This is a genomic window from Chromohalobacter sp. 11-W, from assembly GCF_029889905.1.
Lineage (GTDB): Bacteria > Pseudomonadota > Gammaproteobacteria > Pseudomonadales > Halomonadaceae > Chromohalobacter.
The window spans coordinates 139049-153184 of sequence record NZ_JARANZ010000002.1 but is presented as its reverse complement, the minus strand read 5'-3'; the positions used below and the strand labels follow the sequence as shown (position 1 = coordinate 153184).

At 59.5% G+C, this 14136-nt stretch carries 16 protein-coding genes; 11 read left to right on the top strand and 5 right to left on the bottom strand.

Annotation, left to right across the window (positions count from 1 at the left end):
* Positions 1-68: 68 nt before the first annotated feature.
* Together flgM and flgA are read right to left on the bottom strand one after the other, a co-directional pair.
* The gene (flgM, locus tag OP494_RS03485) at positions 69-359 is read right to left on the bottom strand and encodes a flagellar biosynthesis anti-sigma factor FlgM (protein WP_280539331.1); all 291 of its coding nucleotides are present in this window, start codon (positions 357-359) and stop codon (positions 69-71) included.
* Positions 360-498: 139 nt separating this feature from the next.
* A complete protein-coding gene (flgA, locus tag OP494_RS03480; RefSeq protein ID WP_280539330.1) occupies positions 499-1212 on the bottom strand; it encodes a flagellar basal body P-ring formation chaperone FlgA in 714 nt (237 codons plus the stop codon).
* Positions 1213-1456: 244 nt separating this feature from the next.
* Between flgA and flgB the strand changes: the two genes are divergently transcribed.
* From flgB to flgL, 11 genes are all read left to right on the top strand, one after another.
* Positions 1457-1879 carry a flagellar basal body rod protein FlgB gene (flgB, locus tag OP494_RS03475; protein ID WP_280539608.1) on the top strand — a complete coding sequence of 141 codons (423 nt, stop codon included), beginning with the start codon at positions 1457-1459 and terminating at the stop codon, positions 1877-1879.
* 9 nt (positions 1880-1888) lie between these two features.
* The gene (gene flgC / locus OP494_RS03470; protein WP_280539329.1) at positions 1889-2296 is read left to right on the top strand and encodes a flagellar basal body rod protein FlgC; all 408 of its coding nucleotides are present in this window, start codon (positions 1889-1891) and stop codon (positions 2294-2296) included.
* An 11-nt stretch (positions 2297-2307) separates the two neighbouring features.
* Positions 2308-3015 (top strand): flagellar hook assembly protein FlgD, encoded by a 708-nt coding sequence (locus tag OP494_RS03465; protein WP_246895667.1) that lies wholly within the window; start codon positions 2308-2310, stop codon positions 3013-3015.
* Positions 3016-3052: 37 nt separating this feature from the next.
* Positions 3053-4225 carry a flagellar hook protein FlgE gene (locus OP494_RS03460; RefSeq protein WP_280539328.1) on the top strand — a complete coding sequence of 391 codons (1173 nt, stop codon included), beginning with the start codon at positions 3053-3055 and terminating at the stop codon, positions 4223-4225.
* Between the two features lie 63 nt (positions 4226-4288).
* Positions 4289-5053, top strand: coding sequence for a flagellar basal body rod protein FlgF (locus OP494_RS03455; protein WP_280539326.1), 765 nt, complete (start codon positions 4289-4291; stop codon positions 5051-5053).
* A gap of 55 nt (positions 5054-5108) precedes the next feature.
* Positions 5109-5891, top strand: coding sequence for a flagellar basal-body rod protein FlgG (gene flgG / locus OP494_RS03450; RefSeq protein WP_280539324.1), 783 nt, complete (start codon positions 5109-5111; stop codon positions 5889-5891).
* 92 nt (positions 5892-5983) lie between these two features.
* On the top strand, positions 5984-6670 hold the full coding sequence (locus OP494_RS03445) for a flagellar basal body L-ring protein FlgH (RefSeq protein WP_280539607.1): 687 nt from the start codon (positions 5984-5986) through the stop codon (positions 6668-6670).
* A 34-nt stretch (positions 6671-6704) separates the two neighbouring features.
* Positions 6705-7814 (top strand): flagellar basal body P-ring protein FlgI, encoded by a 1110-nt coding sequence (locus OP494_RS03440; protein WP_139312373.1) that lies wholly within the window; start codon positions 6705-6707, stop codon positions 7812-7814.
* The gene (gene flgJ, locus OP494_RS03435) at positions 7814-8911 is read left to right on the top strand and encodes a flagellar assembly peptidoglycan hydrolase FlgJ (RefSeq protein WP_280539323.1); all 1098 of its coding nucleotides are present in this window, start codon (positions 7814-7816) and stop codon (positions 8909-8911) included. The genes OP494_RS03440 and flgJ overlap by 1 nt, the downstream gene beginning before the upstream one ends.
* A 119-nt stretch (positions 8912-9030) precedes the next feature.
* Positions 9031-10650 (top strand): flagellar hook-associated protein FlgK, encoded by a 1620-nt coding sequence (flgK, locus tag OP494_RS03430; protein WP_280539322.1) that lies wholly within the window; start codon positions 9031-9033, stop codon positions 10648-10650.
* Between the two features lie 122 nt (positions 10651-10772).
* Entirely contained in the window at positions 10773-12011 is a 1239-nt protein-coding gene (gene flgL, locus OP494_RS03425) for a flagellar hook-associated protein FlgL (protein ID WP_280539321.1), read from the top strand.
* A 250-nt stretch (positions 12012-12261) separates the two neighbouring features.
* Here the strand turns inward: flgL and fliR are convergent, their stop codons facing one another.
* The 3 genes from fliR to fliP form a co-directional block, all read right to left on the bottom strand.
* A complete protein-coding gene (gene fliR, locus OP494_RS03420) occupies positions 12262-13047 on the bottom strand; it encodes a flagellar biosynthetic protein FliR (RefSeq protein ID WP_280539320.1) in 786 nt (261 codons plus the stop codon).
* A 6-nt stretch (positions 13048-13053) separates the two neighbouring features.
* A complete protein-coding gene (gene fliQ, locus OP494_RS03415; RefSeq protein ID WP_040241314.1) occupies positions 13054-13323 on the bottom strand; it encodes a flagellar biosynthesis protein FliQ in 270 nt (89 codons plus the stop codon).
* 67 nt (positions 13324-13390) lie between these two features.
* Positions 13391-14125: a flagellar type III secretion system pore protein FliP gene (gene fliP / locus OP494_RS03410; protein WP_280539606.1), complete on the bottom strand. Its 735-nt coding sequence runs from the start codon at positions 14123-14125 to the stop codon at positions 13391-13393.
* Positions 14126-14136: the final 11 nt, after the last annotated feature.

Genomic DNA, 14136 nt, shown 5'->3' with positions numbered 1-14136 from the left:
ATGGCGTTCCATCCATCCTTTGTTGATAGGCCGGGTAACAGGCCGGCGGTGGCATATTGGTGCCGAGTTTAGCGTGCCGAGGCGTCGCCGAGCAGGTCGCGGACGCTGTCGATCAAGCCATCGGCGATCTTGCCGGTATCAAGCTCCAGTTGGCCGTCGCTGATGGCCTGGCGGATCTCGTCGACACGCGCAGTGTCGATGTCCTGGCTGGTGTCGGTTTCATTGCCCTGACTCAGCGTGGTGATACTTGCCGGCGAATCGGTTTGTGCGGTGTCACCGCCACGCGGTGTACGCTGGGCGGCGTCACTCTTCTCACTCTGTGAGGCCTGAGTCGGCGGATGTAAATTGGAAATTTTCACAATTGAGCTCTCTTGCAGCGCGGGCTTGTACCCTTTATCGGCCACGTTGATAAAAACTGTAGGGCATTGACCGCATCATTTTTGAATGAGGCGATTCACTGCCACGCTGCTGGCATTGTAGCGTCTGTTGACGTGTCTATCAGTAACTGACTGCAAGCCTTCCTCGTGAATCCACCTGGCCTCGAAGCACTTTCCCATCCGGCATGCGGGCCCGGACCGAGTCACCCTTGCCGCCGTTGTTCAATGCTTCGCCTTCGCGCGTCACCGAAAAGCCCTCGCCGCCTGCGATGAGCGTCACGGATTCGCCGCGATGGACGAGATAAGGCTGGCGAAGCCTATCGCCGCGCAATGCCATGCCCTCGACGAGCCGCTGGGTGACGACTTTGCCGATGGCCTGGTTCGGGTCATCAAGGGCATTGCGCGGGCGGCGTGAGACATCGGCGCGTTCCCAGTCGAGCATATCGGCGCTAAGGCGCTCACCGCGTTTGATGGCCGTGGACGCCACCAGAAAACGCACGCTGGCCGAGACGCGTGCCTGCACATAGCGCACCCGTTCATCGTTGCTGCAGTGCACGCCCACCATGACACGGCCTTGCGGCACGCCATCGCGCGGCAGGAACGGCTGCGGCGAGCGACATTCGGGAAGTCGCGCGGTGTCGCTTGTCAGCTCGACGCCGACATCGTCTCCCAGGGACGCGGCCTGACTCATCAGGAAGTGCTGGGTGGCCTGAGCGATGGCGTCGTCCGGCGTGGCTAGCGCTGTGGGCGTTGCCGCTATCGCAAGCAGGCCCAGCACGAGCGCGATTGGGCGCACGAGGCTAAGTACCTGAATTGCGTTGAGGATGCGCTGCATTGCGGGAGCCCTTGGGTGATTGCCGGAGCCCTGGAGTGAGCCTGAATGAGTGTCGAGACCGGAACCCGATGACCTGATTCTAGTGGGACGCCACATCAAGCAAAGGTGGAAATGGCGCTCAAATATCGGCTTGTTTAGTCGTTTGCAGTGACGGCGGCGCGGCTATTCTGCATCGTGCAAATTTCCCCATGTCTAGCGAAGGGGAACGAACCGCGGAACAAACGCGATGACAGGGACACAGGGCATGATCGACAAGCTTTCAGGCTACCTGGATCACCACCAGGAGGCGCTTAGCCTTCGCCACGAGCGCCAGAAGGTATTGGCCAACAATATCGCCAATGCCGATACGCCGAACTACAAGGCGCGTGATTTCGACTTCTCGGCGGAACTGGATCGCGCCATGCAATCCGGCGGGCGCGGCCAAGAGGGCGGTTTGTCGCTCACCACGACCTCCGCGCGTCATATCCCGGCACAGGCGCCGGGCGGCGGCGGTGTCCAGGATCTGCTGTACCGCGTTCCCGAGCAGCCGAGCCTAGATGGCAATACCGTTGATATGGATCGCGAGCGTGCTGCGTTCGCCGACAACGCGCTGCGCTATCAGGCCAATACGACGATTTTGACTAGCAAAATCCAGGGCATCAAAGGTGCCATGCAGCCTGAAAGGTAAATAATCGCTATGTCCATGTTCAGCATTTTCGATATTTCCTCCTCGGCGATGAGTGCGCAGTCACAGCGCATGAATGCCACCGCCAGCAACATGGCTAACGCCGATAGTGTGGCCGGCCCCGATGGCGAGCCCTATCGCGCCAAGCACGTCATGTTTCAGGCGCAGTCTCAAGGCGGCAGCGAGTTGGGTGGCGTGCGCGCGACCGAGGTGGTCGAAGACGATTCACCACCGCGTATGGAGTACCGCCCCGAGCACCCCTTGGCGAATGAAGAGGGCTACGTGGCCATGCCGAACGTCAATCCGGTCGATGAAATGGTCGACATGATCGCGGCGTCGCGTTCCTACCAGGCCAACGTCGAGGTCATGAACACCAGTAAGTCGCTGATGAGTCAGACGCTTACCATCGGACAAGGTTAACGGAGAGAGAAATGGCTAGTTCGGTTATCGGCAGCAATACGCTTGCCTCGATCAACGGTACGCCCAATGCCAACGCCGCGAATGAAACGCGTACTACCGGTACGGAGTCTTCGGGAGATCTCAACGAACGCTTCATGACGTTGTTGATCACCCAGCTGCAGAACCAAGATCCGACGAAGCCGATGGACAATTCGGACATGACGGCGCAGTTGGCACAGATCAACACCGTCAGCGGCATTCAGGAGCTCAACGACTCGCTGGGTGAGATCAACAATCAGATCGATGCCGGCAAAACGCTGCAGGCTTCGTCGCTGATCGGCCAAGGCGTGATGGTGCCGGGCAGCACCGTGCGCGTGGGTGAAGGCGAAGATGGTAGCGTCGTGGCCACCCCGCTGGGGGCCGAGCTGGCCACGGGCGCCGATGAGCTCGAGATTACTATCACCAATGGCTCTGGCCAGGTGGTTCATAAGAGTGTCGAGGAAAACGTGCCGGCGGGCGTGCAGGCCTTCGATTGGCCGGGCACGGGCCTGGATGGCAATGCCGTGGCCGAGGGCGCCTATAACGTCGAGATGACGGCCAAGGTCGGCGGCGAAGAGGTTCCCGTCACACCGCTCAATTATGCCTTGGTACAAGGCGTGACCTCGGGTGAGAACGGTCCGACCCTCGATTTGGGCACCTCCGATAGTGTCGCCTTAGAAGACATACGTCAGATTCTTTGATCACGATTTGAATCCAAATTAACGCGGGGAAGGGAAAATGGGCTTTTCACAATCATTGAGCGGGGTCAACGCGGCCTCGTCGCAGTTGGACACCATCGGCAATAATATCGCCAACTCGCAGACCGTCGGCTTCAAGAGTTCCTCGACACAGTTCGCGGATATCTACGCCAACAGCCAAGGGTTGGGGACGCGCGTCGCGGACACGGTGCAGAACTTCGGTACCGGCAGCCTCGAAACCACCGGGCGTGGCCTCGACCTAGCCATCGCTGGTGACGGTTTCTTCCAGTTTTCGCAGAATGAGCAAATGGCTTATTCGCGGAACGGCCAGTTGACCATGAGCGCCGACGGCTACTTCGAGAATGCCCAGGGCGCGCGCCTGACGAACCAGCAAGGCGAGCCGCTTCAGGTAACGGAGTTTAGTCAGGGGGCTCAAGAGACAGTTGGAGTCGACACGCAATTTAACTTGAATGCCGAAGCAGATGAAATTGACCGTGCTACGGTCCCCTTTTCTCAAGATGATAGCGACTCTTACTCTTACGTTACCAATGCTGGCACCGTGTACGACTCATTAGGTGTCGCGCACGACATGAGCCTTTACTACTCCAAGACGGGTGCTAATACATGGAACGTGCGAGCTGCGCTCGATGGCGAGATGGCTGCTGGCACGGGGGAAACTATTAGCTTTAATACCAATGGGCAGATCCCAGACGGTGACCAGACAGCTTTCAACTTCGACTTTGGTGATTTAGGGAATGGATCAGCCAATCCCTTTGATTTCGAGGTTGATTTGGCGGGTACTACCCAGTACGGCGCTGAGTTTGAGCTGAGAACTTTTGCTCAGGACGGTAATGCTTCCGGCACCTTCGTGGGCGTGGATATCACCGAGAACGGTGAAATCATGGCCAACTACTCCAATGGTAACAGTGGCGAAGTCGGCACTATCGGCATGGCCAACTTCCGCAATCCCGAAGGACTGACGCCGGAGGGTGACAACCTGTGGACGGCGACCCAGGAGTCCGGCGCGGCATTGCTGGGTCAGGCCGGTACCGGCCAGATCGGAAGCCTGGAGTCGGGCACGGTGGAAGCCTCCAACGTGGACCTGACGCAGGAGCTGGTGGATATGATCATCGCCCAGCGCAACTTCCAGGCCAACAACAACGCCATCCAGACCCAGTCCGATATTCTGGAAACGGTCACTAACTTGCGTTAACGCCTAAGCCGGCCGGCCGTTTCGGCCGGCTTCATTCGTTGTGAGTCGAGCAGGACGATCAGCATGGATCGGATTATCTATACCGCCGGTAGCGGCGCCAGCCAATCGATGAATCAGCAGGCGGTGGTCAGTCACAATCTTTCCAACGTCTCGACACCGGGGTTTCGCGCTGAGCTCGATGCGATGCGCGCGGTGCCGGTGGAAGGCGACGGCCGTCTGGCGACACGTTCCACGGTGGCGGCGACCACGCCGGGCACGGACTTCTCGCCGGGTTACATGAACGCGACGGGGCGGCGCCTGGATGTCGCCATGCAGGACGATGCCTTCCTTGCCATTCAGGATCCGCAAGGCGGCGAGGCCTATACGAAGCGTGGCGATCTGCAGGTCAATGCGGATGGCATGTTGACCGTCAAGGGCGAGCCCGTCATGGGCGACAACAATGCCCCGGTCGTGGTGCCGCCGGATGCGGATTTCTCGATTGGCTCGGATGGTTCGATCAGTGTCATCGAGGCCGGCGCCAATCCCGATGAAATGGCCCCGGTAGGCCGCTTGAAGCTGGTCACGCCGGACCAGCAGGCATTGACGCGCGGAGACGATGGTTGGTTTCGCCTGCCGCCGGGTGAGGGTGCCGAGATAGCAGCACCGCAACCCCAGAACGAGGATGCGCGTCTGCAATCCGGCGTACTGGAAGGCAGTAACGTCAGCGCTACGGATGCCATGGTGGCCATGATCGACGGCGCGCGTCGCTACGACATGCAGATGAAGGTGATCGAGAGCGCCGACCAGAACGCGCAACGCGCCAATAGCTTGTTGTCGATTCAAGCCTAATCGCGCCAACGAATTTCCGGCATCGCCCCGCGGTGCCCTCTAACAGGTAAGAGTCATGATTAGATCGCTGTGGACGGCCAAGACGGGGCTTGAATCCCAACAGGTCAAACTCGATGTCATTTCCAACAACCTCTCCAACGTGTCGACCAATGGCTTCAAGCGCTCGCGGCCGGTGTTCGAGGACTTGCTCTACCAGAACGTGCGCCAGCCCGGTGCGCAGGCCTCGGCGGTAGATACGCTGCCGTCCGGCTTGCAGGTGGGCACCGGGGTACGCCCGGTCGCCACCGAGCGTTTGCATACCCAGGGCGGCTTGCAGAACACCGATAACTCCAAGGATCTGGCCATCAATGGCGATGGCTTCTTTGCGGTGCAGATGCCCGACGGCACCTCGTCGTATACCCGCGATGGCAGCTTCCAGATCGACGAAAACGGCCAGATGGTCACCGCGGGGGGCTATCCGCTGGATCCACCCATCGTGATCCCGGAAAACGCGCTGTCGGTGTCGGTCTCCCAGGATGGTGTGGTGTCCGTGAAGCAACCCGGCGACACCGCGTCGCAGGAAGTCGGTCAGCTCATGATCTCCAAGTTCATCAACCCCGCTGGCTTGCAGAGCATGGGTGAGAACCTCTATCAGGAAACCGATGCCTCCGGTCCGCGCAATGATTTGATCCCGGGCATGGAAGGTGCTGGACGGCTTTATCAGGGCTACGTCGAAACCTCCAACGTCAACGTGGTGGAGGAGATGGTCAGCATGATCGAGACCCAGCGTGCCTATGAAATCAATAGCAAGGCGGTGGAAACGTCCGATCAGATGCTGTCGCGCCTGACGCAGCTGTGAGGAGTCGCGTCGTGAAGGGGATGGACGTGGGAAGAGGGACGAGCGTGAGCGCATCCAATGGCGACAAGCCGCGCTCGGCGATGAGCGGCCTTATGGCTGGACGCGACGGGGTTGGCATTTTGGCACGCGTGCTATGTCTGCTCGTGCTGTTGATCATGAGCGGCTGCGCGCAGTTGCCGCATGAGTCGGTGGTGCCCGATGCTGGCCCGGTGACCTATCCCGAGTCGCCAATGTCACAGCCCAATGGGGCGATCTATCAGGCGCGCTACGGATATCAGCCGCTCTTTCAGGATCGGCGTCCGCGTCAGATCGGCGACATCATCACGATCACGATCAACGAAGATGTCAGCGCCAGCAAGGATTCCTCGGCCAATGCCAACCGCGAAGGCAGCATGGGGCTGGACCTGGAAACGATCCCCGACCTGATGAGCTTCCTCGAGGACAACGGCCTGGATGTCTCAGGCGAAAACGACTTCGAGGGCAGCGGTGGCGCGAGCGCCAGCAATACGTTCACCGGCACCCTGACGGCGACGGTGGTGGATATTCTTCCCAACGGCAATCTCAGCATTCGTGGGGAAAAGCGTATCGCCATCAATCAAGGCACCGAGTACATCCGCTTCTCGGGGGTCGTCGATCCACGCTCGGTGACGACGCAGAACACCGTCCCGTCGGGGCAAGTGGCCGACGCACGCATCGAATACGTGGGTGATGGCTACATCAACGAGGCGCAGCACATGGGTTGGCTCCAGCGTCTCTGGCTGAATATTGCGCCTTTCTGATGAGTGCGCCTTTCTGATGAGGATGAGATACGCCATGAGAAGTTTGCTGCGTTGGATGGGCGTGCTGTTGTTGTGTGGTGTCTGCGCCGCTCCCGCACAGGCCGAGCGCATTCGTGACCTGGCGAGTTTCGCCGGGGTCCGCGAGAACCAGTTGGTGGGCTATGGCCTGGTCGTGGGGTTGGACGGCACGGGTGACCAGACGACGCAGACGCCATTCACGGGCCAGACGTTGATCAATATGCTCTCGCAGTTGGGCGTGAGCATTCCTGAAGGCACCAACATGCAGCTGCGCAACGTAGCCGCGGTCATGGTGACGGCGCAGTTGCCTCCCTTCGCGCGTCAGGGGCAGGAAATGGATATCACCGTTTCCTCGATGGGTAACGCCGACAGCTTGCGTGGCGGCACGTTGCTGATGACGCCGCTGCGCGGGGTGGATGGAAATGTCTACGCGATGGCACAGGGCAACTTGCTGGTCGGTGGCGTGGGCGCCCAGCAGGCCGGCAACAGTGTTCAGGTCAACCACACGGCGGCCGGGCGGATTCCTGGTGGTGCCACGGTCGAGCAGGAAGTGGCCCTGCGCTTGGGGCGCGGTGACGGTACGCTGGATCTTTACCTCAATGAGTCTGACTTCACCACGGCGCAGCGCGTCGTCGAGGCCATCAACCAGGACTTCGGTACGCCCGTGGCCGCGGCGATGGACGGTCGTCTGATCCGTTTGAAATCGCCCAGCGACAGCAACTCGCGAGTCAACTTCATGGCGCGTATCCAGAACCTGGACGTTACGCCCAATGCAGGCCCGGCCAAGGTCATCGTCAATTCACGTACTGGCTCGGTGGTCCTCAATCGTGAGGTAACACTGGACCGCGCGGCGGTGGCGCACGGCAATCTCTCGGTGACCATCGATTCCACGCCTCAGGTCAGTCAGCCCAATCCCCTGAGCGGCGGCGATACGGTGGTGGTGCCCGATGCGGACATTTCCATCCAGCAGGAAGGCGGGGCGCTGCAAATGGTCAATACCAGCGCCGAACTCATGGATGTCGTCAATGCCCTCAATGCGCTGGGTGCTTCACCCCAGGATCTGATGTCGATTCTGCAGGCGCTCAAGTCCGCGGGCGCGCTTAATGCGGAACTGGAGATCATTTGATGAGTGTCGATGGACTCAGCAATCAGTTCGCCCTCGATGTGCAGTCGTTGTCACGGCTCAAGCACACGGCGAGTCATTCGCCCGAGAAGGGGCTTTCGCAGGCGGCGGATCAGTTCGAGGCCGTGTTTCTGCAAATGATGCTCAAGAGCATGCGCGACGCGATTCCGCAGTCCGATCTGCTCAGCAGCAATGAGACCGATACCTATACCTCGATGCTAGACAAGCAATGGGCACAAAAACTCTCGGGGAACATTGGGCTCTCGGACATGCTGGTCGAACAATTGCAGGGCAGAGGCATTGTCGGCCGCGATGACGATGTGACGCGCAGCGATCTGATTGCCGGTATCCCACGTGGCACACCGCGCGTATTGAGCGATCCGGTCGTCCCCAAAGATGATGTGGTTGCCAAGGGGGACGCTGCGACGCAGGCCTCCGACGCTTCGTCTGCACGCGCGACGATGCCGGAAGTGGCGGAAAATCGTGAGACACGGCCATCGGTGGCGGAAGCCGCTACCGGTGAGACGCGTGCGGCGCCGCATGTCGAAGGATTCCTGTCGCGCTTGCGTGAGCCTGCTGAGGCGGCCGCCCAGGATAGCGGCGTGCCGGCGTCCTTGATCCTGGCGCAAGCGGCACTGGAAACCGGCTGGGGCGAGCGTGAGATCCCCACTCGCGATGGCGGCAATAGCCATAATCTCTTTGGTATCAAGGCCAGTGACGGCTGGGACGGGGATGCCACGAGCATCATGACCACGGAGTATGTCGACGGGCGTGCTCGCCAGCAAAGCGATGACTTCCGCGTCTACGACTCCTTTGAGGCGGCCTTCAAGGACTACGCCCAGTTGATCGGTAACAACCCGCGTTACGCCGGCGTGGTCACCGCCTCGACACCGGAGAACGCGGCGCGCGCATTGCAGTCCGGCGGCTATGCCACCGACCCGAACTACGCCGATAAGGTGATCGATGTGATGGCGCAGATCGATGAAGGCCTCGCGAGCGGCCCGGCGTTGGCCAGTGCCGCCGAGCGCTCTGGCACGGGCTCAGAAGCTGACAGTGTCGACCCCTATGGTGTGTCGCGCATGCCCACGGGCATTTTCTGAGCGTCCGCATGGATTTTTCCTCAAGTCGTGCGCGGTCTTGCCGATACAACAAGTAATCACTATTCGTCGTGCCGGCCATCCTCGATAGGGCCCGGTACCCCTAGCCAGGAAAACGTGTCATGAGCATTTTCTCGATTGGCCTGAGTGGCCTAAGTGCGGCCCAGACAGCGTTGTCGACGACCAGCAACAACCTGAGCAACGTCTATACCGAGGGCTACAATCGCCAGTTGCCGATCCTCGGGGAAAGTTATAGCAATGGCTCGACAGGCACCGGGGTTTCGGTCGACGAAGTGCAGCGCCAGTTCAACAGCTACGTCACCGAGCAGTACAACGACGCCAACAGTCAGACAAGTGCCCTTAAAAGCTACCAGAGCCAGGTTTCGCAGATCGACAACCTGCTGGCCGATAGCGATGCGGGGCTAGCGCCCCTGATGCAGGATTTCTTCTCCAGCCTGGACGATCTCTCCGGCGCGGCATCTGATCCCGCGGCCCGCGAAGGGGTGCTGGGCTCGGCATCGTCCATGGCGGCGCAGTTTCGTTCGTTCGACTCTTACCTGGGCGATATGCGCAGCAGCCTCAATGGTCAGCTCGAAGGGACAGTGACGGACATCAACAACACCGCCACGCAAATCGCCTCGCTCAATGACCAGATCACCCAGGCACGCGCCAAGTCCGGTGAAGAGCCCAACACGCTGCTCGACAAGCGCGACAAGCTGGTTTCGGATCTCAATGAATTGGTGGGCGCGGACCTGAACGTCCAGGATGGCGATACCTACAACATCAACCTGGAAAATGGCCAGCCGCTGGTGTCAGGCACGCGGAGCTATGACCTCGAAGCGGTGTCTTCCAGCGAAGACCCATCGCGCACGGTGATCGGTTATCGCGACGCGGCAGGCAACGTCAATCAGATCGATGATAGCGCCTTCGAGAACGGCGAGCTGGGCGGCTTGCTGTCGTTTCGTAGCGAAACGCTGGACAGCGTGCAGAACCAACTGGGCCGCATGACAGCGGTGCTGGGTTCGGAATTCAATGCCGTGCATGAGCAGGGCGTCGATCTTAACGGTGACGATGGCGAAGCCTTCTTCAATGTTGGCTCGCCGCGTGTGATGAGCAATAGCGAGAATGACGGTAATGGATCGATCACCGCCGAATACGGTGACGTTACGAAGCTGACCTCGAGCGATTATCGTATTACCTATGAGGGTGGGGAGTACCAAGCCGAGAAATTATCGGATGGTAAGACCACTACCTTGACCCCGAATGGTGCCGGTGACGTTGAGTTCGAGGGCATGACCTTGAATATCTCCGGTACCGCCCAAGAAGGCGATAGCTTTATGCTGCAGCCGACGCGCACCGCCGCGCAGGACTTCGAGGTGGCGATCAGCGAGGGCGCAGAAATTGCAGCGGCAAGTGATGCAGGTGGCAGTGGCAACAACGAAAACGCGCTGGCGCTGCTCGACTTGCAGAGCGAGAAGATCGTCGGCGGAACATCGTCTGTCAGCGGTGCCTATGCCTCCCTGGTGAATGACGTGGGCAATACCACCAACATCACGCAGGTCAATCTGGACGCGCAATCGGGGCTTACCGAGCAACTGCGCGAGTATCAGCAGTCCGAGTCCGGTGTGAACCTGGATGAAGAGTACGCCAACCTGGTCCGTTATCAGCAGTATTACCAGGCCAATGCACGGGTCATCGACGTGGGGTCCCAGGTCCTCGATTCGGTTCTGCAATTGCGTTGATGTTGTTGGACGAGCACCGCCGTAACGCCATGATGCTGGCGAAGGCAAGGTGCTCGAAGACAAGATTCCTGAAGACAATACGACGCTGGGTGAGCACAGCGTGCGTGACGAGGTAAGCAAAAATGCGTATCAGCACCGTGACGATGTACGAGCAAGGCGTTTCGGCGATGAACCGCCAGCAAGCCGATTTCGCGGATGTCGGTCAACAGATCGCTTCCGGCAAGCGCGTGGTGAATCCTTCCGATGACCCGCGTGCCGCCTCGCGTGCGGTGGGGGTATCGCAGTCGCTGGCCGTCAATGCGCAACAAGAAAGTAGCCGAGTGACCGCGCGTAACTCTCTTAGCCAAGAGGAAAGCGTCCTTAATAGCGTCAGCGATGCTATCGGTTCGGCTAAATCACTGGTCGTACAAGCCGGTAACGGTACCTTGAGCGACGCCGACCGCGAGTCGCTGGCCTCCGATCTCGAGGGTGCCTATGAAACGTTGATCGGGCTTGGCAACACCACCGATGGTAATGGCACCTACTTGTTCAGCGGTTATCAGGATAATGCCAAGGCCTTCTCGCGCACCGATGCCGGCGACAATGTCGATACCATCGGTTATGAAGGCGATCAGGGCGTCAAGAAACAGAAGATCGATGCCGAGCGCTCGATGAACACCAGCGATACGGGTTCCGACGTGTTCATGAAATTCTCGTCGGGTAGCGAATATATCGCCGAAGCCGGTGAAGGCAATACGGGGAGCATGACCTTCACGGGGCCGGATGTTCGTGATGCCGCCGCCGCGGGCTATGGTGATGCGTACGAAATCTCGTTTGCTGACAATGGCGCTGGTGATCTTGAATATACTGCGACCAATACCAACACCGGTGACACGGTAACGGCTGAGTACACCGATGGCGAGACCATCGAATTCGGTGGTCTGGCGCTGACGATGGAAGGCGAGCCGGCAGACGGTGATTCGTTGAACGTTACGCCGGGTGGCGATATGGATGAGCAGCAGGCCAGCCTGTTCAAGACCATCGGCGATACCATCAATGCTCTGCGTCAGCCCGTCGAGACCGATGCCGACCAGGCGGCATTGGACAACACCTTGTCTACCGCGAGCCGCAAGTTGGATGCCTCGCTGGATAATGTGCTGACCACGCGAGCCTCGGTCGGCGCACGCATGAACGAGTTGAACGCCTTGGACGACGTCGGCGGCAACCGCGAGATTGCCTACGAGCAGACGCGCTCCGATCTGGTAGATCTGGATTACAACTCGGCGATTTCCGATTATATGCTCAGCCAGGTAGGGCTGCAGGCATCACAGAAGTCGTTCGCCGATATTCAACAGATGTCCCTGTTCCAGTATTTGAACTAGGCATCACTGAGTGCAGCGCCGCGTTTTACCCACGTCAATCGTGCCCGCAAGCAAAACGCCACGTCCGCAAGGACGTGGCGTTTTACGTTCCGTCGGATAGGCAAAACCTAGGCACTGTCTGAAAAGTCGACGAGCGAAGGTCAGGCAAGGCAAAAATCAGCGAAAAAGCGGAGTTTACGGGGTGTAAATGAGCATTTTGAGCTGATTTTTAACGCAGTATGGCCGAGCGCAGGCAGTTTTCAGACAATGCCTAGCCACCTGCCAGGCGCTGGACCACCTCCTGCATGGCATTCAGGCTGTCGCTGAAGACAATCTCCAGAAAGCGCAGCAGGTCCGGCATCAGCGTCATTAGCAGCACGAGGCCGGTGGTCAGGGTCATGGGGAAGCCTATCGAGAAGATCGACAACTGCGGCGAGGCGCGGTTAAGCACTCCCAGCGTCAGGTTGATGATCAGCAGCGAGACGATCAAGGGCAATGCCATCAGTACGCCGGATGTGAAAATTTCACCCCCCCAGTAGGCGATGAGCTCGCCGGCGCTGGCATCCACCCTGGGGCCGCCGATCGGTAGGGTCTGGAAGGAATTGGCGAGTATCTCCAGCGTCATTAAATGCCCGTTGAGCGCCAGGAACATGAGCAGAGTGATCATCTGAAAGATGCGCGACAGTACCATGCTGTTGCCCACGCCCGGCGTGAAGAAGGTGGCAAACGCCAGCCCCATTTGCAGACCGATGAATTCGCCGGCGGCCTGTACCACCGCGATGGTCACGCGCAGGACCATTCCCATGGCGATCCCGATCAGCATTTCCTGGATCAGAATGCCGAGCGCCGCCACTGAGAAGATCGGCGTGTCGGGCATGGGGGGCAGCGTCGGAGCGATGACCACCGCTAGCAGCGCCCCTAGTATGATCGACACTTGGCGCGGTACGCCATGCTGGTTCCATATCGGCGTCGCTGCGAGGAAGGCGAGGATGCGCACGAACGGCCAAAAGAATAGCGTCAGCCACTCATGCAATTGGTCGAACGTTACCTGAACCATGGGTGTCTAGCTGACCATCGTGGGTAGGTTCTGAAATAGCTCGCGGGTAAAGTCGACGATCGTTTGGATCAGCCACGGGCCTGCCACGACCAAGGCGCCGAAAACGCCCAGTATCTTGGGTATGAAGGTCAACGTCATCTCGTTGATCTGCGTGGCCGCTTGAAACAAGCTGACCAGCAGGCCGATCAACAGGGCCGTCATCAGTAGGGGGCCGGCGAGCATCAGCGTGACTTTCATGCCCTGATACGCCAGCCCCATGACCATTTCGGGTGTCATGGCTGCGTCTCCTTAATATCGTTGGCAGGGGCGTCTTGAGGTGCGCTCATGCCGTGTCTACCCCTACCTACATATAGAAGCTTTCGGCCAGCGAGCCGATGAGCAAATTCCAGCCGTCGACGAGTACGAAGAGCATGAGCTTGAAGGGCAGAGAAATCGTCGCCGGTGGCACCATCATCATCCCCAGTGCCATCAACACACTGGCGACCACCAGGTCGATGATCAGAAATGGAATGAAGATACTGAAACCGATCTGGAACGCGGTCTTCAGTTCGCTGGTCATGAAGGCGGGCACCAGCAGGCGCATCGGGACATCTTCGGGGCCCTGCATTTCATCGGCGTCGGCCATGCGCGCGAAGAGCGCCAGATCGGTTTCGCGTGTCTGGGCGAACATGAATTCGCGAAAAGGCTGACTGCCTTGCTTCATGGCTTGCTCGAGGCTGATCTGGTCCTCGGAGAAGGGCACCCACGCTTGTTCATGCACGCGGTCGATGACCGGCGACATGATGAAAAACGTCATGAACAACGCCAGCCCCAGCAATACCTGATTGGGCGGCGTCGACTGGGTGCCGATGGCCGTGCGCAGCAAGCTCAACACGATGATGATGCGGGTAAAGCAGGTCATGCCCAGGAGCAGCGCGGGCAAGAAGGCCAGCGAGCTGAGCAGGAGCAACGTCTGCAGGCTCAACGACCATCGTTGACCGCCGTCACCCGTGGGTTCGGTGACAATGCCCGGAATTTCCTGCCCCCAGCCCAGCGCGGGCCAGACTAGCAACAGCAATGCCAGACCACGACGCAGCATGACGGCGACGT

Bases quoted from the DNA above. Each gene is read 5' to 3' on its own strand.
- flgA (WP_280539330.1), bottom strand. From the start codon at position 1,212: ATGCAGCGCATCCTCAACGCAATTCAGGTACTTAGCCTCGTGCGCCCA.
- flgB (WP_280539608.1), top strand. From the start codon at position 1,457: ATGATCGACAAGCTTTCAGGCTACCTGGATCACCACCAGGAGGCGCTT.
- flgC (WP_280539329.1), top strand. From the start codon at position 1,889: ATGTCCATGTTCAGCATTTTCGATATTTCCTCCTCGGCGATGAGTGCG.
- OP494_RS03465 (WP_246895667.1), top strand. From the start codon at position 2,308: ATGGCTAGTTCGGTTATCGGCAGCAATACGCTTGCCTCGATCAACGGT.
- OP494_RS03460 (WP_280539328.1), top strand. From the start codon at position 3,053: ATGGGCTTTTCACAATCATTGAGCGGGGTCAACGCGGCCTCGTCGCAG.
- OP494_RS03455 (WP_280539326.1), top strand. From the start codon at position 4,289: ATGGATCGGATTATCTATACCGCCGGTAGCGGCGCCAGCCAATCGATG.
- flgG (WP_280539324.1), top strand. From the start codon at position 5,109: ATGATTAGATCGCTGTGGACGGCCAAGACGGGGCTTGAATCCCAACAG.
- OP494_RS03445 (WP_280539607.1), top strand. From the start codon at position 5,984: ATGGCTGGACGCGACGGGGTTGGCATTTTGGCACGCGTGCTATGTCTG.
- OP494_RS03440 (WP_139312373.1), top strand. From the start codon at position 6,705: ATGAGAAGTTTGCTGCGTTGGATGGGCGTGCTGTTGTTGTGTGGTGTC.
- flgJ (WP_280539323.1), top strand. From the start codon at position 7,814: ATGAGTGTCGATGGACTCAGCAATCAGTTCGCCCTCGATGTGCAGTCG.
- flgK (WP_280539322.1), top strand. From the start codon at position 9,031: ATGAGCATTTTCTCGATTGGCCTGAGTGGCCTAAGTGCGGCCCAGACA.
- flgL (WP_280539321.1), top strand. From the start codon at position 10,773: ATGCGTATCAGCACCGTGACGATGTACGAGCAAGGCGTTTCGGCGATG.
- fliR (WP_280539320.1), bottom strand. From the start codon at position 13,047: ATGGTTCAGGTAACGTTCGACCAATTGCATGAGTGGCTGACGCTATTC.
- fliQ (WP_040241314.1), bottom strand. From the start codon at position 13,323: ATGACACCCGAAATGGTCATGGGGCTGGCGTATCAGGGCATGAAAGTC.
- fliP (WP_280539606.1), bottom strand. From the start codon at position 14,125: ATGCTGCGTCGTGGTCTGGCATTGCTGTTGCTAGTCTGGCCCGCGCTG.